General features: G+C 66.2%; 10 protein-coding genes. 8 read left to right on the top strand and 2 right to left on the bottom strand.

All coding sequences use genetic code 11. The features are described 5' to 3' along the window. The first annotated feature begins 36 nt into the window (after positions 1–36). Genes OMP43_RS15335 through OMP43_RS15345 form a run of 3 tightly spaced genes read left to right on the top strand, consistent with a single transcriptional unit; the run spans position 37 to position 2,340 of the window. Positions 37–243 (top strand): hypothetical protein, encoded by a 207-nt coding sequence (locus OMP43_RS15335; RefSeq protein ID WP_280280387.1) that lies wholly within the window; start codon positions 37–39, stop codon positions 241–243. A 31-nt stretch (positions 244–274) separates the two neighbouring features. Beyond that, positions 275–1,975 carry a long-chain fatty acid--CoA ligase gene (locus tag OMP43_RS15340; protein ID WP_280280388.1) on the top strand — a complete coding sequence of 567 codons (1,701 nt, stop codon included), beginning with the start codon at positions 275–277 and terminating at the stop codon, positions 1,973–1,975. Next, positions 1,972–2,340 carry a copper-binding protein gene (locus OMP43_RS15345; protein WP_280280389.1) on the top strand — a complete coding sequence of 123 codons (369 nt, stop codon included), beginning with the start codon at positions 1,972–1,974 and terminating at the stop codon, positions 2,338–2,340. The genes OMP43_RS15340 and OMP43_RS15345 overlap by 4 nt, the downstream gene beginning before the upstream one ends. Positions 2,341–2,717: 377 nt before the next feature. Here OMP43_RS15345 and OMP43_RS15350 read toward each other — a convergent pair whose 3' ends face one another. Beyond that, positions 2,718–4,103, bottom strand: a complete 1,386-nt coding sequence (locus OMP43_RS15350) for an NAD-dependent succinate-semialdehyde dehydrogenase (protein ID WP_280280390.1) — start codon at positions 4,101–4,103, stop codon at positions 2,718–2,720. Between the two features lie 93 nt (positions 4,104–4,196). Between OMP43_RS15350 and OMP43_RS15355 the strand changes: the two genes are divergently transcribed. The 5 genes from OMP43_RS15355 to queA are packed head-to-tail and all read left to right on the top strand — an operon-like array spanning position 4,197 to position 7,752. Further along, the gene (locus OMP43_RS15355) at positions 4,197–4,442 is read left to right on the top strand and encodes an exodeoxyribonuclease VII small subunit (RefSeq protein ID WP_086128559.1); all 246 of its coding nucleotides are present in this window, start codon (positions 4,197–4,199) and stop codon (positions 4,440–4,442) included. 8 nt (positions 4,443–4,450) lie between these two features. Next, complete coding sequence (locus OMP43_RS15360; protein ID WP_280280391.1) at positions 4,451–5,350, top strand: polyprenyl synthetase family protein; 900 nt, start codon at positions 4,451–4,453, stop codon at positions 5,348–5,350. A gap of 37 nt (positions 5,351–5,387) precedes the next feature. Further along, the gene (gene coaD, locus OMP43_RS15365) at positions 5,388–5,897 is read left to right on the top strand and encodes a pantetheine-phosphate adenylyltransferase (RefSeq protein ID WP_280280392.1); all 510 of its coding nucleotides are present in this window, start codon (positions 5,388–5,390) and stop codon (positions 5,895–5,897) included. A gap of 57 nt (positions 5,898–5,954) precedes the next feature. Beyond that, the gene (locus tag OMP43_RS15370; RefSeq protein WP_280280393.1) at positions 5,955–6,698 is read left to right on the top strand and encodes a peptidylprolyl isomerase; all 744 of its coding nucleotides are present in this window, start codon (positions 5,955–5,957) and stop codon (positions 6,696–6,698) included. 28 nt (positions 6,699–6,726) lie between these two features. Continuing rightward, positions 6,727–7,752, top strand: a complete 1,026-nt coding sequence (queA, locus tag OMP43_RS15375; protein WP_280280394.1) for a tRNA preQ1(34) S-adenosylmethionine ribosyltransferase-isomerase QueA — start codon at positions 6,727–6,729, stop codon at positions 7,750–7,752. A gap of 137 nt (positions 7,753–7,889) precedes the next feature. On the opposite strand, the gene OMP43_RS15380 is transcribed toward queA, so the two are convergent. Continuing rightward, positions 7,890–17,195 carry a LysM peptidoglycan-binding domain-containing protein gene (locus OMP43_RS15380; RefSeq protein WP_280280395.1) on the bottom strand — a complete coding sequence of 3,102 codons (9,306 nt, stop codon included), beginning with the start codon at positions 17,193–17,195 and terminating at the stop codon, positions 7,890–7,892. Positions 17,196–17,364: the final 169 nt, after the last annotated feature.

Raw genomic sequence — 17,364 nt, forward strand, 5'->3', positions numbered from 1 at the left:
TTGCCCGGCAGCGCCGCGCGGCGTATGGCCTTTACCATGTCGGGACGAGCCAGAAGGATAGCCTTCGGGGCGCTAGCTGCGCTTGCGCTGCTCGCCTTCGCCTCGCCCAATCGCCGCGCGGACATCGCCATCCAGATGCAGCGCGTCGACGATCTCTCGCCGCAGCGGCTCGAAGCCGTGCTGGACATCGGCTTCTTCGCCGTCTCGGTGCTCATCACCTGGAGCAAACGGCTTACGACTTGACCCCCGCAAAGGCTTGCTTACACCTGTGTCAATGACTGACCCCGAACAGATCTGGCGTACCAGCTATCGTCACCCGGGCGCATGGGACACGCAGTTCCCGCCCCAGTCCATGGTCGATCTGTTCGAAGGCAGCGCCCGCGCGCATCCCGATGCGCCGCTGCTCGATTTCATGGGGCGGCGCTACAGCTATGGCGAGACGCTGGACGGCGCCAACCGCGTCGCCTGCGGCCTGAAGGCGCTGGGCTATGGCCCGGGCGACCGGATCGGGCTGTTCCTGCCCAATGTCCCCCATTATGTCGCTGCCTATTACGGCATCCTCAAGCTCGGCGCGACGGTGGTCAATTTCTCGCCGCTCTACACGGTCGAGGAGCTGAGCCACCAGGTCGAGGATTCGGGCACCAGGCTGCTCTTCACTCTCTCGGCCTCGGCCCTGCTGCCCACCGCGCTCAAGGTGCTCGAGCAGAGCGCGCTCGAGCGGCTGGTGGTCGGATCGGTGGCAGGCGCGCTGCCCGCGGCGAAATCCTTCTTCTATCGCCTGTTCAAGCGCGCCGAGGTGACCGAACGTCCACAGGACGAACGCATCCTCGCCTTTTCCGGACTGATCGCGAACGACGGCGCCTGCACCGCGCCGAAGATCGATCCCGAGAAGGACCTGGCGCTGATCCAATATACCGGCGGCACCACCGGCACGCCCAAGGGCGCGATGCTGACGCACCAGAACCTGTCGGCCAATGCCCGCCAGGTCGCGCGGCTCGATCCCGAGATGGGCGTGGCCAGGGACACGGTGCTTGCCGTCCTCCCCTTCTTCCACGTCTTCGCCAATACCTGCGTGCTCAATCGCACCGTGGTGACCGGCGGCGAGATCGTGATGCTGCCCCGCTTCAACGCCAAGCAGGCGCTGGCCGAGCTGCGCCGCACCCAGCCGCGCGCGCTGCCCGGCGTGCCGACCATGTACCAGGCGCTGCTCGACGCGCCGGGCATGAAGCCCGAGGACTTCAAGTCGCTGCGCTTCTGCATCTCGGGCGGCGCGCCCCTGCCCGCCCAGCTCAAGGAGGAATGGGAGCGGATCACCGGCGCGCGGGTGATCGAGGGCTATGGCCTGTCCGAAAGCTCGGGCGTGGTCTCGACCAATCCCTATGCGGGGCTCAACAAGCCCGGCACGATCGGCCAGCCGATCCAGGGCACCCGCGTCCGCCTGGTCGACAAGGAGGACCCCAGCCGGCCGCCGCCCGAAGGCGAGCCCGGCGAGATCGTCGTCGCCGGCCCGCAGATCATGAAGGGCTATTGGAACCGCCCCGACGCCGATGCCGAGGTCTTCGTCGAAGTCGATGGAGAGAGGCATTGGCTGCGCACCGGCGATGTCGGCCTGATCGACGAGGACGGCTATATCCGCATCGTCGACCGGCTGAAGGACATGATCGCGGTGGGCGGCTTCAAGGTGTTCCCGAGCCAGATCGAAGCGGTGCTCTACCAGCATCCGGCGATCAAGGAGGCGCTCGTGATCGGCCTGCCCGATGCCTATCATGGCGAGATGCCGCACGCCTATGTGACGCTCGACGAGGATGCCGCGCCGATCGACGGCGCCGCGCTCGCCCAATGGGTCAATGCCCGTATCGGCAAGCATGAGCGCGTCGCAGAAGTGGTGGTGCGCGCGAGCCTGCCCAAGACGATGATCGGCAAGCTGAGCCGCAAGGACCTGATCAACGAAGTGATGGGGGAGCGCCGGGGATGAAGGCGCTGCTGCCCGTGCTCGCGCTCGCGCTCACGGCGGCGGCCCCGGCACCCGAGCAGCGGATCGACGTCGCGCTCTCCAACTTCAAGTTCACGCCGTCGACGATCGCGCTGGTCCATGGCCAGACCTATGTGCTGCGCCTGACCAGCAGCGGCGGGCACAGCTTCGCGGCGAAGCAATTCTTCGCGGCGGCGGCGATGCCGGCGGCGGACCGGGCGAAGATCAGGGACGGCAAGGTGGAGCTCGACAGCGACACGGTCGTCGACCTCCATTTCACCGCGCCCGGGCCCGGCACCTATCCGATCAGGTGCACCCACCTGCTCCATGCGAGCTTCGGGATGACGGGGAAATTCGTGGTTTCGTAAATTCCTCCCCCGAGCTTGTCTCGGGGAGGAACTAGTCCAGGCAGCATCGACATTCAGCTCTGCCTCTTCCGCTCCCGGAGGCGAGGGGTGGAAGTTGCATGTTGAAGCATCTCCCTCCGTCATGCTGAACTTGTTTCAGCATCCAATTCTCCACCGGCGATGTCGCTGGTGGCACTTCGGACCCTGAAACAAGTTGGCATCTATCCCCTTGGGACAAGGAGTGCCCTATTCCGTCATCCCCGCCGGTGCGGGGATGACGGAATAGGGTGTGCTTGCCTTTACGGGATGCGCGCCAAGCAAGCTCAGGGCGACGCAAGGGGCTGGCTCGAAACGCTCCGGCCCGCCGGCCACATCCTTGGCCTGAATGTCGCTTCGCCCTAGTCCCCCGGCTTCACGTCCTTGCCGAACATCACGGCCTTCAGGTTCATGAACTCGTGCATGCCCCAGGGACCGAGCTCGCGGCCATGGCCGGAGAGCTTCACCCCGCCGAACGGCGCCTCGGGCGTGGAGGCGAGCAGCGAGTTCACCGCCGTCATGCCCGACTGGATGTCGCGGGCGAAGCGCTCGATCTCGGCTTCGTCCTTGGTCCAGACCGCCGAACCAAGGCCATAGGGCACGTCATTGGCCAGCGCGATCGCCGCGTCGATATCCTTCACCTTGTAGACGGCGGCGACCGGCCCGAAGATCTCCTCCTTCGCCACGTCCGATTCGGGATCCAGGTCGGTCAGCACGCCCGGCGTCATCCAGGCCCCTTCCCGCGCGATCTTCTCCGCGCCGAAACGCAGGGTCGCGCCCTCGGCCACGGCACGCGCGACCTGCTCGAGCACCGTGTCGCGCTGGGCAGTGCTGGAGAGCGGGCCCATGCCCGCGCCTTGCGCCATCGGATCGCCGATCTCCACTGCCTTCATCCCCGCCTCGAACCGGTCGAGGAACGCGTCGTACACATCGGCATGGACGATCATCCGCTTGGCGCAGATGCAGCTCTGCCCGGCATTCTGGATGCGCGCGGTGACCGCCGTCTTCGCCGCCAGCTCCAGATCGGCCGAAGGCATCACGATCAGCGGGTCGGATCCGCCCAGCTCGAGCACCACCTTCTTGAGCGCCCGCCCGGCCGCCTGCGCCACCTGCGCACCCGCGCCTTCGCTGCCGGTGAGCGTCACCGCCACCACGCGCCGGTCGGCGATGATCGCCGAGACCTTGTCGGACTTAATCGCCAGGTTCTGGAACAGCCCGTCGGGCGCGCCGGCCGCGCTCGCCATCTGCTGGATCAGCGCCGCGCAGCCCTGCACGTTCGAAGCGTGCTTCAACAGGCCGACATTGCCCGCCATGATCGTCGGCGCGAGGAAACGCACGACCTGCCAATAGGGGAAGTTCCACGGCATCACCGCCAGCACCGGCCCCATCGGCAGCCAGCGCGCCACCGCATGGCCGCCGCCCGCGGTCCGCACCGTCGTCGGCTCCAGATAAGCGGGGCCGTTCTCCGCATAATGGCGGAAGCCGCTGATGCACTTCTCCACCTCGGCAACCGCGCTGGCCAGCGTCTTGCCCATCTCCCTGGTCGCGGTCTCGGCCAGATGCTGCTTGTTCGCTTCCCAGGCGTCGGCGATCCTGCCCAGCAACGCGGTCCGCTGCTCGAGCGGCGAATCGCGCCAGGAGCGGAAAGCCGCATCGGCGCGGGCGAGCGCCGTCTCGATCCCGTCCGCGTCCAGCTCCCGATAGGTGCCGACCGTCTCGCCGGTGGCAGGATTGATGCTGGTGAACATGCGCGCTTCTCCTTGGGCCCGATCCCGTAACGCGCAGCTAGGAAGCGGGATGCGCGGTTGCAATCGCGCCCCGGCCCGGCGCATAGCGAAACCATGGCAGAAGAAGCGGACGTCACCGCGCTCTCGTTCGAGGAAGCGCTGAAGGAACTGGAACGCATCGTCGCGCGGCTGGAGAGCGGCGAGGCGCAGCTCCAGGAAGCGATCGACCTCTATGAGCGGGGCGACCGGCTGCGCCGGCAATGCGCCGCGCGGCTCGACGCCGCCCAGGCGCGGATCGAGGCAATCCGCACCGACGCCGAAGGGCGGGCCGCGGGCACCGCCCCCTTCGCCGCCGGCTGAGCCACGCCATGGCGCACGCCTCCCTCGCGCTGCAGGCGGCGCTCAAGCAGGTCTCGGCGGAAATGGACCGCCAGTTCGACCTGCTGCTGGCGATTCCCTCCGATCCGCGCGAGGGGCTGTACCGTGCGATGCGCCATGCCGCGATCGGCGGCGGCAAGCGGCTGCGCCCGCTGCTCGTCTCCGCCACCGCGCAGCTGTTCGGCGTCGACAGGACCTGCATCGCGCGCACCGCGCTCGCGCTGGAATGCATCCATGTCTATTCGCTGATCCATGACGATCTGCCGGCGATGGACGATGACGACATGCGCCGCGGCAAGCCGACGGTGCACCGCGAATTCGACGAGGCGACCGCGATCCTGGCCGGCGACTGCCTGCATGCGCTCGCCTTCGAAGTGATCGCGGACGAGCGCACCCATCCCGATCCCTTTGTCCGCATCGAGCTGTCGGGCACGCTCGCCCTCGCCGCCGGCCCGGCCGGCATGGCGGGCGGGCAGATGATGGACCTGGAGGCCGAAAAGGCCAGCTTCGACCTCGCCACCGTCACCCGGCTGCAGGCGATGAAGACCGGCGCGCTGATCAGCTGCGCGGTGGAGAGCGGCGCGATCCTGGGCCGGGCGCCGCAGGAGGGCCGCACCGGCCTGCGCGGCTATGCCCGCGACGTGGGCCTTGCCTTCCAGATCGCCGACGACATCCTCGATGCCGAGGGTGACGAGGCGCTGGTCGGCAAGAAGCTGCACAAGGACGGCGCGGCGGGCAAGGAGACCTTCCTCTCGCTGCTCGGCATGGACCGCGCGCGGGCGCAGGCGCAAATGCTGGTCGAACAGGCGATCGCGCATCTTAAGCCCTATGGCGCCGAAGCCGATCTGCTGCGCGATATCGCCCGCTATACATTGGAACGCGACCGGTGACTTATTCTTGCCGTCATCGCGACGGAGGAAAGGACCTATGACTGTGCGCACCGGCGTCTATCCCGGCACCTTCGATCCGATCACGCTCGGCCATATGGACATCATCCGGCGCGGCGCGAAGCTGTGCGACCGGCTGGTGATCGGCGTGACCACCAATCCCTCCAAGAACCCGATGTTCACCGTCGAGGAGCGGATGGAGATGGTGAAGCGCGAAGTGGCGGGGATCGCGGGCGAGATCCATGTCGTCAGCTTCGATTCGCTGCTGATGGACTTTGCCGAGCGCGAGGGTGCCAGCATGATCGTCCGCGGCCTGCGCGCCGTCGCCGATTTCGAATATGAATATCAGATGGCCGGCATGAACCAGCAGCTGAACAGCCGGATCGAGACGGTCTTCCTGATGGCCGATGTCTCGCTCCAGCCGATCGCCAGCCGGCTGGTCAAGGAAATCGCGCTCTATGGCGGCGATATCCGCAAGTTCGTGCCGGCCGCCGTCCATGCCGAGATGACCGCGCGCATCGCCGTGATCGGTCGCAAAGGGAGTGGTTGAGGCCACGCTATTGGTCTAGAGCGCCTGTCGAGGGTGTATATCCGAGTGGGGAATTTGATGCGTTTGTTTGCCGCACTGGCCGCCACGGCCCTGATGATGTTCGCCACGCCCGCCCTTGCCCAGGGCGGCGGGGGCAAGGCCCGCAAGCCGGCCGCCGAGCCGCTCAAGGGCGTGAGCGCGGAGGATGTGAACAGCATCCATCCCGCGGTGGTGCCCGCGGATCCGGCCGAGACCTGGGTGCTCGACCTGTCGACCGGCGGCCGCGTGCTAATCCGGCTGCGCCCCGATGCCGCGCCCAAGATGGTCGAGCGGATCAAGACGCTCACCCGCCGCCATTTCTATGACGGGCTGACTTTCCATCGCGTGGTCGACGATCCCTATTACATGGCGCAGGGCGGCGATCCCAAGGGCAACGGCACCGGCGATTCCGACCTGCCCAACGTGCCGGCCGAGTTCAACAACCTGCCGCATGTGCGCGGCACCGTCGCCGCCGCCCGCCGCGGCGCGCCGGACCATGCCACGCCCGCGCAGAAGACCGAGGCCGAGAACAGCGCGAACAGCCAGTTCTACATCATGATGTCGCCCAAGCTCGCCTTCGATCACGATTATACCGTGTTCGGCCGGGTCGTTGCCGGCATGGAATGGGTCGACAAGATCGAGCGGGGCGAGCCGCCGGCCAACCCGACGAAGATCGTCCACGCCTATATCCAGTCGGACAACCCGCCGCCCTATGCCAACCTGCCGGCCGATGCCCCCAAGGCGCTGCCGCCGGGCGAAGTGAAGGCGACGCTGCCGCAATAACGCGCGCCGGCCCCGGCGGAAACTATCCGTGAACGTAGACCTTTTCGACTTCGAGCTTCCGAACGACCGGATCGCGCTGCGCCCCGCCGCGCCGCGCGATTCGGCGCGCCTGCTCGTCCTCGACGGCGCCGAGACACGCGATCTGCGCGTCACCGACCTGCCCGGCCAGTTGCGGGCCGGCGATTGCCTGGTGTTCAACGACACCCGCGTGATCCCCGCCCAGCTCGAGGGCATGCGCGGAGAGGCCAGGATCGGCGCCACGCTCCACAAGCGCGAGGGGCCGCGCCGCTGGCGTGCCTTCATCCGCAACGCCAAGCGGCTGCGCGACGGCGACACGATCGATTTCGGCCAGGGCGTCATCGCCACGGCCGGCGACCGCGCCGAGGACGGCAGCTTCGCGCTCGACTTCCGGGGCGACGAGCCGGTCGAGCTGCTGCTGGCGCGCTGCGGCCGCATGCCGCTGCCGCCGTACATCGCCTCGAAGCGCCCCACCGATGCGCGCGATGCCGATGACTACCAGACGATGTTCGCGAGCGCGCCCGGTGCCGTGGCGGCTCCGACGGCGGCGCTCCACTTCACGCCGGAGCTGCTCGCCGCGCTCGACGCAGCCGGCATCGGCCATAGCATGCTGACCCTCCATGTCGGCGCGGGCACTTTCCTGCCGGTCAAGGCCGAGGACACGGCGGACCACAGGATGCATGCCGAATGGGGCTGCATCGACCAGGCAACCGCCGACCGCCTCAACGCCGTCCGCGCCGGTGGCGGCCGAGTGATCGCGGTGGGCACCACCAGCCTGCGCCTGATCGAGAGCGCCGCGGGCGAGGACGGGCTGATCCGCCCCTTCGAAGGCGACACCGCGATCTTCATCACCCCGGGCTATCGCTTCAAGGGCGTGGACGGATTGGTCACCAACTTCCACCTGCCGCGCTCGACGCTGTTCATGCTGGTGTCGGCGTTGATGGGGCTGGAGCGGATGCAGGCGGCCTATGCGCATGCGATCGCCGAGGGGTATCGGTTTTATTCCTATGGGGACGCGTCGCTGCTTTTGCCGTGAGAGAGGCCTTCGGCAGCGGCGCCCGCATCGCCGGCAGCCCGGTCAAGCAACGGATCGTGACGCATACCTTGTGTAGGATCGTCCCCATATCCTCGGGGCCCGCACCCTCCTACCTATTGTCTACGCGAACTTAGAAATCACCTTGCATGCCACGGAAGAACATAATCCGGGTACGGGCTTCCCCCTCGCCCGCCGCGATCGGCCGCAGCCTCGAACGAATTTGCCCCCGATTGAAAACCGTTAAGAAGATATAGAGGCAGGAAGGCCAGGCCAAGATTTTGGTATTGATATGTGTGCGATTGTTCATGATCGCCCGTACGAATTACATTTATTCCATTGAAATCTCGATATTTTGATCCTGAATACCCAGTGTCATCGGCACCCGGATTTATTGAACCCGCATAGAGTTGGACATTCCCGAGTGTAACGGCGCCGCTTCCTCCAAATATCAGGCGACCATCTCGGGCTTGACCAATGCCCCCACCAATGAACTGGATAGAATTATCCTCGAACCTAATTTTAACGTCATTTCCTGCCAGCAAACCCATTCCCATGTTCAGCAAGCCGATCGCACCCCCTACTATCGTTATAGGTAGAGCGTTTATCTTACCAAGAATATCTATCACACCGCCTAAGGCTGGCGGTGCGCCACCATCGGCACTGGAGATCCTTATATCTTCAACCGAAGGTATGATACCCTTAGAATCTATATACTTATTGATCCGCTCGCCGAGCGTCTCGCCGATGACCTGAGGAAGCGTCCTCAAGAGATTGTCGCCGAAACTGGTGCCGGTCAGAAGCGACCTCGCGGCCGCCTCCCCTATCCCTTGCGCCATGCTCTTCCCGACTTCCTGGACCTCCCCTGGAAGTCGTTTGAACCAACTGTCGGAAGGACCGTCGGGGATTCGGCCCTTGATTTCCGCTGTCAGTGCAGAGCCAATGCTCGCGGCTCCAAACCCGGCCCAATCGAATTTGCCCTGCAATCCAGTGACGATGCCGACGCCCTGGGTCACGCCATTGATCGCCGCCCCTCGCACGACGTTCCCGAGGAACTCACTGCCCCGCATCGCTCCATCGAGGCCGCGTTGCGCAAACTCGGCCTGAAGGCCTCCGCTTACACCGCCACCGATCGCCGCGAGTGCCACACCCTTCCAGCTGAACCTGTCCTGCAGACCTGTCGCTAGGCCAAAGCCCTGACTGGCAATGCTGCCGGCTGCCGCGCCAACGGCCCCGGCGGTTGCCGCGCCAGCGGTCGCACCAAGCGCATTCGCGAAGAAGGTCGCCGTCGCCCCCTTCGTCACAGCCGTCACCACCACTGCGATCACCACCATGATGATCGTGCCGAGCACGCCGCCGCATTTCTTCTTCTTCGGCTTGGCGGCCGGCTGCGGCGTGGTCGGGCTGGTGTCGCCCAGCGCCTCGAGCGGGTCATAGGGATTGAAGGTGCTCGCAGTGTTCGAGCTGCGCAGCACGCCCGAGGGGATGACCAGCTGCTGCCCCTCGATCAGCGCGCCCGACGCCGTCATGCCATTGGCTTCGGCCAGACGGAACCAGAGCGAAGCGTCGCCCCATAGCTGGGCCGCGATCGATTGCAGCGTGTCGCCCGACTGCACCGTGTAGCTGCCGCCCGAGCCGCCCTGCGTGTAGCTGGTGATCGGCGAGTAGCTCTGGTCGAAATCCACCTGCGAGACGGAAGTCGTCGAACCCAGGCGGAACGGGCCGGTGCCGATCGCCGCCGTCCGATTGGTGATCGAAACCTGGTAGCTGGTCTCGAAGGTGCCGTTGTTGCCGAGATAGCCGTGCTGCTCGCCGCCGAAGCGATACCAGATCTCGTGCGGATCGCCCTGGCTGCCATTGTTGTCGGCTTCGTCGCGGCGGATCACCTGGCCGGCCATGTCGTTCACGAACGTCACGGTGCGCGGGCGACCGTCGGCGATCCCCACCGACGTCAGCTGCCCCCAGGCATTGCTGTAATAGGTGCTGGTGAAGACCGTGGCCTTGGTGATGTCGGCCCGGTAGCGGGTGGCCGACTGGACGGCACCGCCATACCAGACGAAATCATTCTCGGTCCGCGACGTGGGCTGCGCGGCGCCGTTGCGGGTATTGGTGGTATCGATGGCAACCACCGCGCCCAGCGCATAATTGCCGCCGGTGCCGAAATCATAGGTGTTGACGGTGGTGTAGGTGTCGCTGCCCTGCAGCCCCGACACGGTCTCGCGATAGAGCTGGCCCTTGGTGTTATATTCGAGCAGCCGGTCATAGACGACACCGGTGCCGTTGCCGGAATAGTCGGTCTGCCGGGTCAGCCGCCCCAGCCCGTCATATTGATACAGTGCCGCCAGCCGCTCGGCGGCGGTGCCCAGCTTGATCTTCACGGTCTTCAGATTGCCGAGCGCGTCATATTCATAGCGCTCGGCCTGATCGGCATTGGTCACCCAGCGCGTCGCCTGCACGCGCTGGCCCGCCGCGTCATAGAGCATGTCGATCCCGGTCGTGCTCCGGACGATCTGGCCGCTCACCAGCGCGCCCTGGCTCGTCACCACGCGGTTCATGCTGTCGTAGCGATACCATCGGTCGTCGGTCGTCGCCGCGGACGAGCGGTTGCCCTGGGCATCGAGCGTGTAGTGCAGCGCCCGCACATGGCGCACATTGCCGACCGCGTCGTACCAATAGCTCGTCGTCGAGGCCGCCACGGCGGCGCCCGCCTCGACGATCTGCGTCAGCCGGCCGAGGATATCGTAGGTGGCGGTCGCGTTGCGATAATCCTTGCGAAGGTTCGTCTGGTAGCGGCTGTTCTCCGAATATTGCTCGAGCGTGAGGTTGCCCCACAGATCATAGCCATAGGTCGTGGAACGATCGGTCACCGGCGTCCCGCCGCTCTGGCCGGTAGTGACGATGCGGCCGACCCAGCCGGTATTGAGATAGGTGTAGGTGAAGGCGTCGCTGCCCGCCGGCGCGCTGGTCACCATCCGCCCGGCACGGTCATAGGTGAAGGTGTAGACGTGCCCGCCCAGGTCCTTGCGGTACACGTCATGGCCGAAGAAATCGGTGTGCTCGACCAGCGTGCGGCCATTTGCATAGGTGGTGGTGCTCACCCAGCCGCCGACCGTCTCGGTGCCGGGCGTCGCCATGGTGGAGCGCCATTCATAGCTGATGGTGGTGGTGTCGCCGCCCATCGCGATCGTGCGGACCACGCGCCCCTGCGCGTCATAGTCGGTCGCGTCGAAGACGGTCGCGCCGAGCGCTCCCGTCCAATGCCTGAGGCGCCGGCCGAGCATGTCATAGGAATAATAGTCGGTCTCATAGCCCCGGACCGAGGCGATGAGCCGGCCCATGCCGTCATAGGTCATGGTCGAGACGCGGCTGATCTCGTCCGTCGTCCTGCGCAGGTCGCCGAACTGGTCATAATCGTGACGCACGACGCCGCCATCGGGATGGAATTCCGCCGTCACGAGCGGATCGGTGCCGCCATAGCCGCTGCCCGCGAGCAGCAGGCGCGTGTTCACGCCGCCATTCGCATCGCGCACCCCAACCAGCCGTCCGGAAAGATCGTAATAATAGGTCTCGGTCGGGCGGACGTTCGTCAGGGCGCCATTCTCGCCCTGGATCTGCACCTGCGCCTGGGAAATCCAGAGCGAGCGGCCCATCGTGCTGTAGCCATAATAGGTCTCGCGCCCGTTGACGGACTGATAGACCAGCTCGCCGAACGCATTGTAGGTGCGGCTGTCCTGCTGATCGGCGAGGGTGCCGGCCATGTCGAGCTCGCGCCGGGGCATGAGCGCGTAGAGGAGCTCGCCACGCCCGCTATAGGATCTGATCGTCGCATTGATGCCATCGACCAGCGTCGCGCCGACCTGATAGGTGCCGTTGCGCGTGGCTATCGCCAGCACCTGATCGAGCGTCTTGCCGGCCAGGTCGGTGCCTTCGCTCTCGATCACCAGCGTCTGGTTGCCCGCGCGGTCATAGACATAATAGCGCCACACGCCGTCGCCCTGGTTCGTCCGCCAGAGCCGCCCCGCGGCGTCATAGGCGAACAGCACCTGCGCCCCGCCGTTCACGCCGGTCGCGATGATCTGCCCGAAGGCGTTGTAGATCGTGTCCTGCGCATCGGTCCGCACCCAGGCGCTGCCGGTCCAGGCGCCGACGGTCCGCTGGGTCACCCGCCCGAGCAGGTCGTACCGGTAGAGAATGCCCTCGCCCACCTGCGTCCCGTCGGATTTCACCCGGACATAGGTCTGGGTGATGACATTACCGGACAGGTCATAGGTGTAGTTGGTGGTGCCGTTGGCGGCATCGGTCATGCTGAGCAGACGACCGGCGGTGCCATAGCTGTATTTGGTGAGGCGGTCGCTCGCCGCGAGCGTGATGTTGCCCTGGCGGGTGAGGGTCAGATCGCCAAAGCCGTTATAATAATAGCGGACCGTCGGCGAATGGCTGGCGGCGGCCGCGCCGTCGGTGCCGGCATAGGTGGAGCGGGTTTCCTGGATCAGCCGGCCCGCCGCGTCATAGGTATAGGTGACCGCGTCGCCGGTGGCCTCGGTCTTGCGGATGAGCCGGCCCAGCACGTCATAGAGATAGCGCACGGTGGAATCGGTCGGCGCCTGGCTGAGCGCGCCGCTGGCGCCGACCGACCATGCGACGACGTTCCGCCGCGTCTCGCTGAGGCGCCGGCCGACGCGATCATAGGTGAACACCGTCTCGCGATCGTCCACGGTCGTGGCGATCGCGGGCGGCGTCGCGCCGGGCGTGACGGTCGACGCCGTCGCGTACCGGCGCTCGGTCAGCACATTGCCTTCCGCATCCAGGACCCAGCTGGTGAGATAGAGGCTGCGGTCCACCTCCGCGACCTTGCGGCCCAACCGGTCGAAATAGGACCAGCTGCTCTTGCCATTGCCGTCGACGGTGCGGATCAGATTGCCGCCGGCGTCGTAGACATTGGTCGTGACGATGTCGTTGATGCTGGTGTCGTAGCCCGATCCGTTCCAGGCGCCGACCCGCACGCCCGCGATCCGGGTGGTGATCAGCCGGTTGAGCTGGTCATAGCCGAAGAAGGTCTGCCGCACCAATCCGTCCGGGGCGGCGGGCGGCGCGCTGGGGCGCGGCGCGGGCGGGCCGCCGGGATAGGTTAGCGTCTGGAGGAACTGGTTCTCATAGACCCGGCTCTCGACCAGATTGCCATTGGCGTCGTAGCTCCAGGCCGAATAGACGCCTTCCGCGTTCAGCTCGACGATCTTGCGGTTGCGCTTGTCGTAATAGCTGAAGACGCGCCCGCCATTGGCCTCGGTCGTCTCGATGAGATTGCCCCGCGCGTCGTAGCGGAAGCGACGGGTGGGCACCTCCAGCGTGGTGCTCATGTGATCGGACTGGCTGACGACGGCGACGGCGTCGCCCCGCGTCTCGATCAGGCGGTTGTTCCGGTCATAGACATAGTTGGTCGTGCGCTGCTCGGGCAGATATTCGCCTTCGACCATGCGGGTCCGGTTGCCATAGGCGTCATAGGTGAAGCGCGTGACGACGCTGGAGGCGACCTGGACCCCGTTCGAATCCTGGGACGGGACCATCCTGGTCTTCCAGGCGACGAGGCCGCGCCGGTCATAGCCCTTGAAATCGAGCCAGGTGACTCCGTCGAAGCGGGAAATCTCCTCCCCGAAGATGTTGCGGCCGATCGACTCCAGCCTGCCCTCGGCATCGGTCACGGTGAGGAGCGCTCCCCGCCGATCATAGGTCATCCGCGTGACGGCATCACTGGCGCTGGGCGCGCCGCCCCGGGCGGCGCGGCGAATGACTTCGATCAGGTCGCCGAACATCGAATAGCGATTCTCGGTGACGTAGTTCTCGGCATCGCGGATGCGCACGACATTGCCGAGCGCGTCATAGCTCTTCTCGGTGACGTTCCCGAGCGGATCGGTGATCCGGACGGCGTCGCCGAACGCGTCATATTCATAGCGCGAGACGCCGCCGAGCGCATTGGTCTCGCTCAGCAGCAGGTTGCGCTTGTCATAGGTGCGGGTTGTGACTCCGCCCTTCGGATCGGTGACCGACAGGATGTTGCCGAAGCCGTCGAGCCCATAGCGCGTGGTCGCCTGGTCGGCGGTGCCATAGGCATCGATGCGCGCGATCAGCCGGCCCGCACCGTCATAATCGAACCGCGTCTGCACTTCGTCCGACGTGCCATAGGCGACGATCTCGGCACGGACCGAGCCGTCGGGATTATATTCGAGATGGCGGCGCGCGCCTTCGCCGTCCCAGCTGTCGACGAGCCGTCCGCGCGCGTCATAGGCATAGGTCAGCGCCGTCGCGCTGGCCCCGAGTTGCGCCGAGACTCCGGCAGCCATGGTCTCGTCGCTGACGGAGATGCGCGTGGGCCAGCGCCGCACCAGGGTCAGGTTGCCGCGGAAATCATAGCTGTTGCCGGTGACATAGCCTTCGCCGTCCACGGCGTAGATCAACTCGCCGCGGACATTGTAATAACTGCGCGCGACGCGATTCTGCGGATTGCCCCGCTGCGTCTCCGCCCATTCGCCGATCACGCCGGGATGCGGGAGAGCATCGGCGGCGTATCGGATGGCATAGGCGGTGGTGCGGACGATGCGGCCGAGCGCGTCATGCTTGTAGCCGGTGACCGCGCCCTCGGGATCGATGGAATAGGCCAGCTGGCCGGACGCGTCGTAGATCGACCAGGTCACGCGGACGCCCGACCAGCCCGGGGCGCCGATACGCGGAAGCACCGCCTCGATCTCGCCGAATCCGCTCGGCATGAAGGCGATGGCGCCATATTCGATCCGCGCCGTCTGCCGGCCAGCCGAATCATAGCGATAGCCGGTCACCCGATCGCCCGCGTCGATCACGTAGCGGAGCTGGCCCAGCCCGTCATAGGCGTAGCGGGTCCGCTGGTTGCCGGCGCTGTCCTGGATGCTGCCCCGGATCTCGTCGAGCGACGCCGCGCCGCGCAGGCCAGCCGCCGCCGCGGTCGCATAGGCGATCTCCTCGATCTTGCGGCCCGCCGCGTCGTAGCGGATCGTAGTGAGATACCCCTCTCCGTCGAGGGTGCCGATCTGGCGCCCCGCACGATCATAGAAGGTGCGGACCGAGGCATAGGTGGCACCGAGCGCCAGCACCACCTGCTGGAAGGTCGGCGGCGTGGCCTTCCAGCTGTCGAGAGTCGCCTGGCTGACCGCCGCCGCATAGCGTTGGCTATCGACGATCTGGCCGGCGCGGTCATAGCCATGGATGGTGACGCCGCCGCTTCCGTCGATGGCCGCGCCCAGCCCCGCTTCATTATACACCCGCAACGACCACAGGTCGTCGATACTGGTCGCCGGGCGAATCTGCGCGGGGTCGATTGCGGCGAAGGGATCGTCGAGCGCGGCGAGCGCGGCGGCACCGACCCGGCCGTCATAGCGAATCGTCGCGATGAGCCGGCCGGCATTGTCGTAGCGATACTCGGTCATCTCGCCCAATGCCGAGATCTCGGCAATGACCTGTCCCGCGCTGTCGTAGAGCCAATGCTGCTTGCCGCCATCCGCATCGATCGTGGTGCGCAGCCTGCCAAGCCGGTCGTAGCGATAGGCTCGCGACCGGTATATCACCCCGGTCACGTCCTCCTCTGTCGAGAAGGTCAGGTTCCCGGCCGCGTCATAGGTCATGGTCCGGACCATGCCGCCTTCTTGCGTGACGACCCTTCGCCCCTGCGCGTCGAGAAAGGCGACGTGGGAAGTATCGCCGTCGCCGCTGCTCGACATCACCGCGCGGCCCAACCCGTCATAGGCATAGGTCTCGGCACGCTCGCCGCTGCGGGCTCGCATCAGCAGCCGGCCCGCAGCGTCATAGGCATAGACGGTGCGGATATCGGCCGAGGATGCGAGCGGCACGCCGGCCGAGGTGGCGGCGGCATAGCTGATCGTGGCGATCAGGTTGCCGCGAACATCATAGCGGTTGGAGGTGATCCGGACCGAGCTCAGGTCGGCGATGCCGGCGCGCCATGCGTTCATCTGCGCTTCGCTCGGCGCCGCATCCCGGGCAAGTCCGCTTATGTCGAAGCGCTGCTCGGGATATTCGATCGTGTCGGTGCGCTGGCCATAATCGTCGTAGCGATATTCCGTGACGCCGCCTTCCGCGTCGATCCGGTAGCGCAGATGCAGCTCGGCATCATAGACGTAGCGCGTGGCACGGATGACGGGATCCTGCCCTCCCCCCGCCAGATTCTCCCATTCGGTGAGAACCTCGTTGCGCGCGCCGAAGCTGCGGGTGACCGTGCGATAGCTCGGGATCAGGGTGGTCGCCTGCCGGTGGCCGAGCGCATCATAGGCATAGGAAACCGTGTTGCCGAGCGGATCCACGATCCCCCCGAGCAGCATCGTCCACCAATTGACGCCGTTATAGAAGAACCGCGTGGCCTGGCTGGTGCCGCCGGGGCGGAGCGGAGGCGCCACGATGCGCGTGAGCCAGGCCCCCTCATATTCCATCCGGGTGACCTGGCCCAGCGGGTCGGTGATCGCGGTATAGCCGTTCAGGCTGGCGTCGGCGCTATAGGCGAGAGTGGTCGACCGGGCATCGCCCGAGATCATCTGGGTCACCCGGGTGACCCTGCCCATCGCGTCATAGTCGAATTCGACCCGCGTCCCGTCCGACTGGGAGATCGATGCGATCAGCTGGGAATTGTAGCGATAATCGTAGGTGGTGATGTAGACTTGGCCGTCCTCGATGCTTCCGTCCTCGGGCGAAAGATCGACGATCACCTGCGAGAGGCGGTTCGCCGTGTCGTAGCGATAGCGCACGCGCGTGAGCGATGTGGGGCCCTGATCCTCGTTCTCGAAGCCGGTGACGAGCTCGACGAGATTGACGCCGTCCCATCCATATTGGACCCAGCCGCCATCCGCCGTCGTGACCCTGACCAGCTGCGCACCCTCATAGGTGAAGGTCAGGCTGTTGCCGTCGGTGTCGGATTGCGCGACGAGCCGCCAGCGGTTTCCATATGCCCCATAGCGTTCGGTGACTTGCGTCTCGCCATCGGTCCACAGCCACTCGCCATTGCGCAGGACCAGCGTGTCGAAGCCGCCCATCGGGTCGCCGGCGATATAGGCCGCGCTGGCCGCGTCCCAGAGATAGGTGACGCTCGAGCCGTCGCCCGCGACCCGCCGGACCGCGTTGCCGAGTCCCTGCTCCCATTCGACATAGCGATCGGTGTTGAGCCGCCATTTGTCGCCATTGTCATCGGAGGGGGCGCCGAGCCCGTTGTAGATGCGCTCGATGGCGAGATCGGGGCCCCGCCCGACAAGGAACTCATCCTGCTGATGGATCACCAGATTGCCGGTCGCGGCGTTGACGAGCACCTGCTCGCCGGAGCGCCCCAGCGCGGCCGAGCCCAGCAGCCCCGCCGACCCGATGATCCGGCCCGAGCCGAACGCGAGGCCGACGTCCCGTCCAGAGAAAATCGCCACCATAGCCTGACGTCCCCCGACGCAAGATGCGTATCTTAGGTAGTCGGGGGTTTTTGGTGAGAGTTTAGCCCTAATGCGCCCGAAATGGATGCGGACGCGCGAGTCGCCGGCCGGCGACGGCGCCCGTCCGCCGGGAGCGGAGCCGGCCGCAGGCCGCGCGATGCCCCACCTT

Origin of the sequence: Sphingomonas sp. CBMAI 2297 (genome assembly GCF_029870595.1) — a bacterium.
In the GTDB taxonomy this organism is placed as follows: Bacteria; Pseudomonadota; Alphaproteobacteria; order Sphingomonadales; family Sphingomonadaceae; genus Sphingomonas.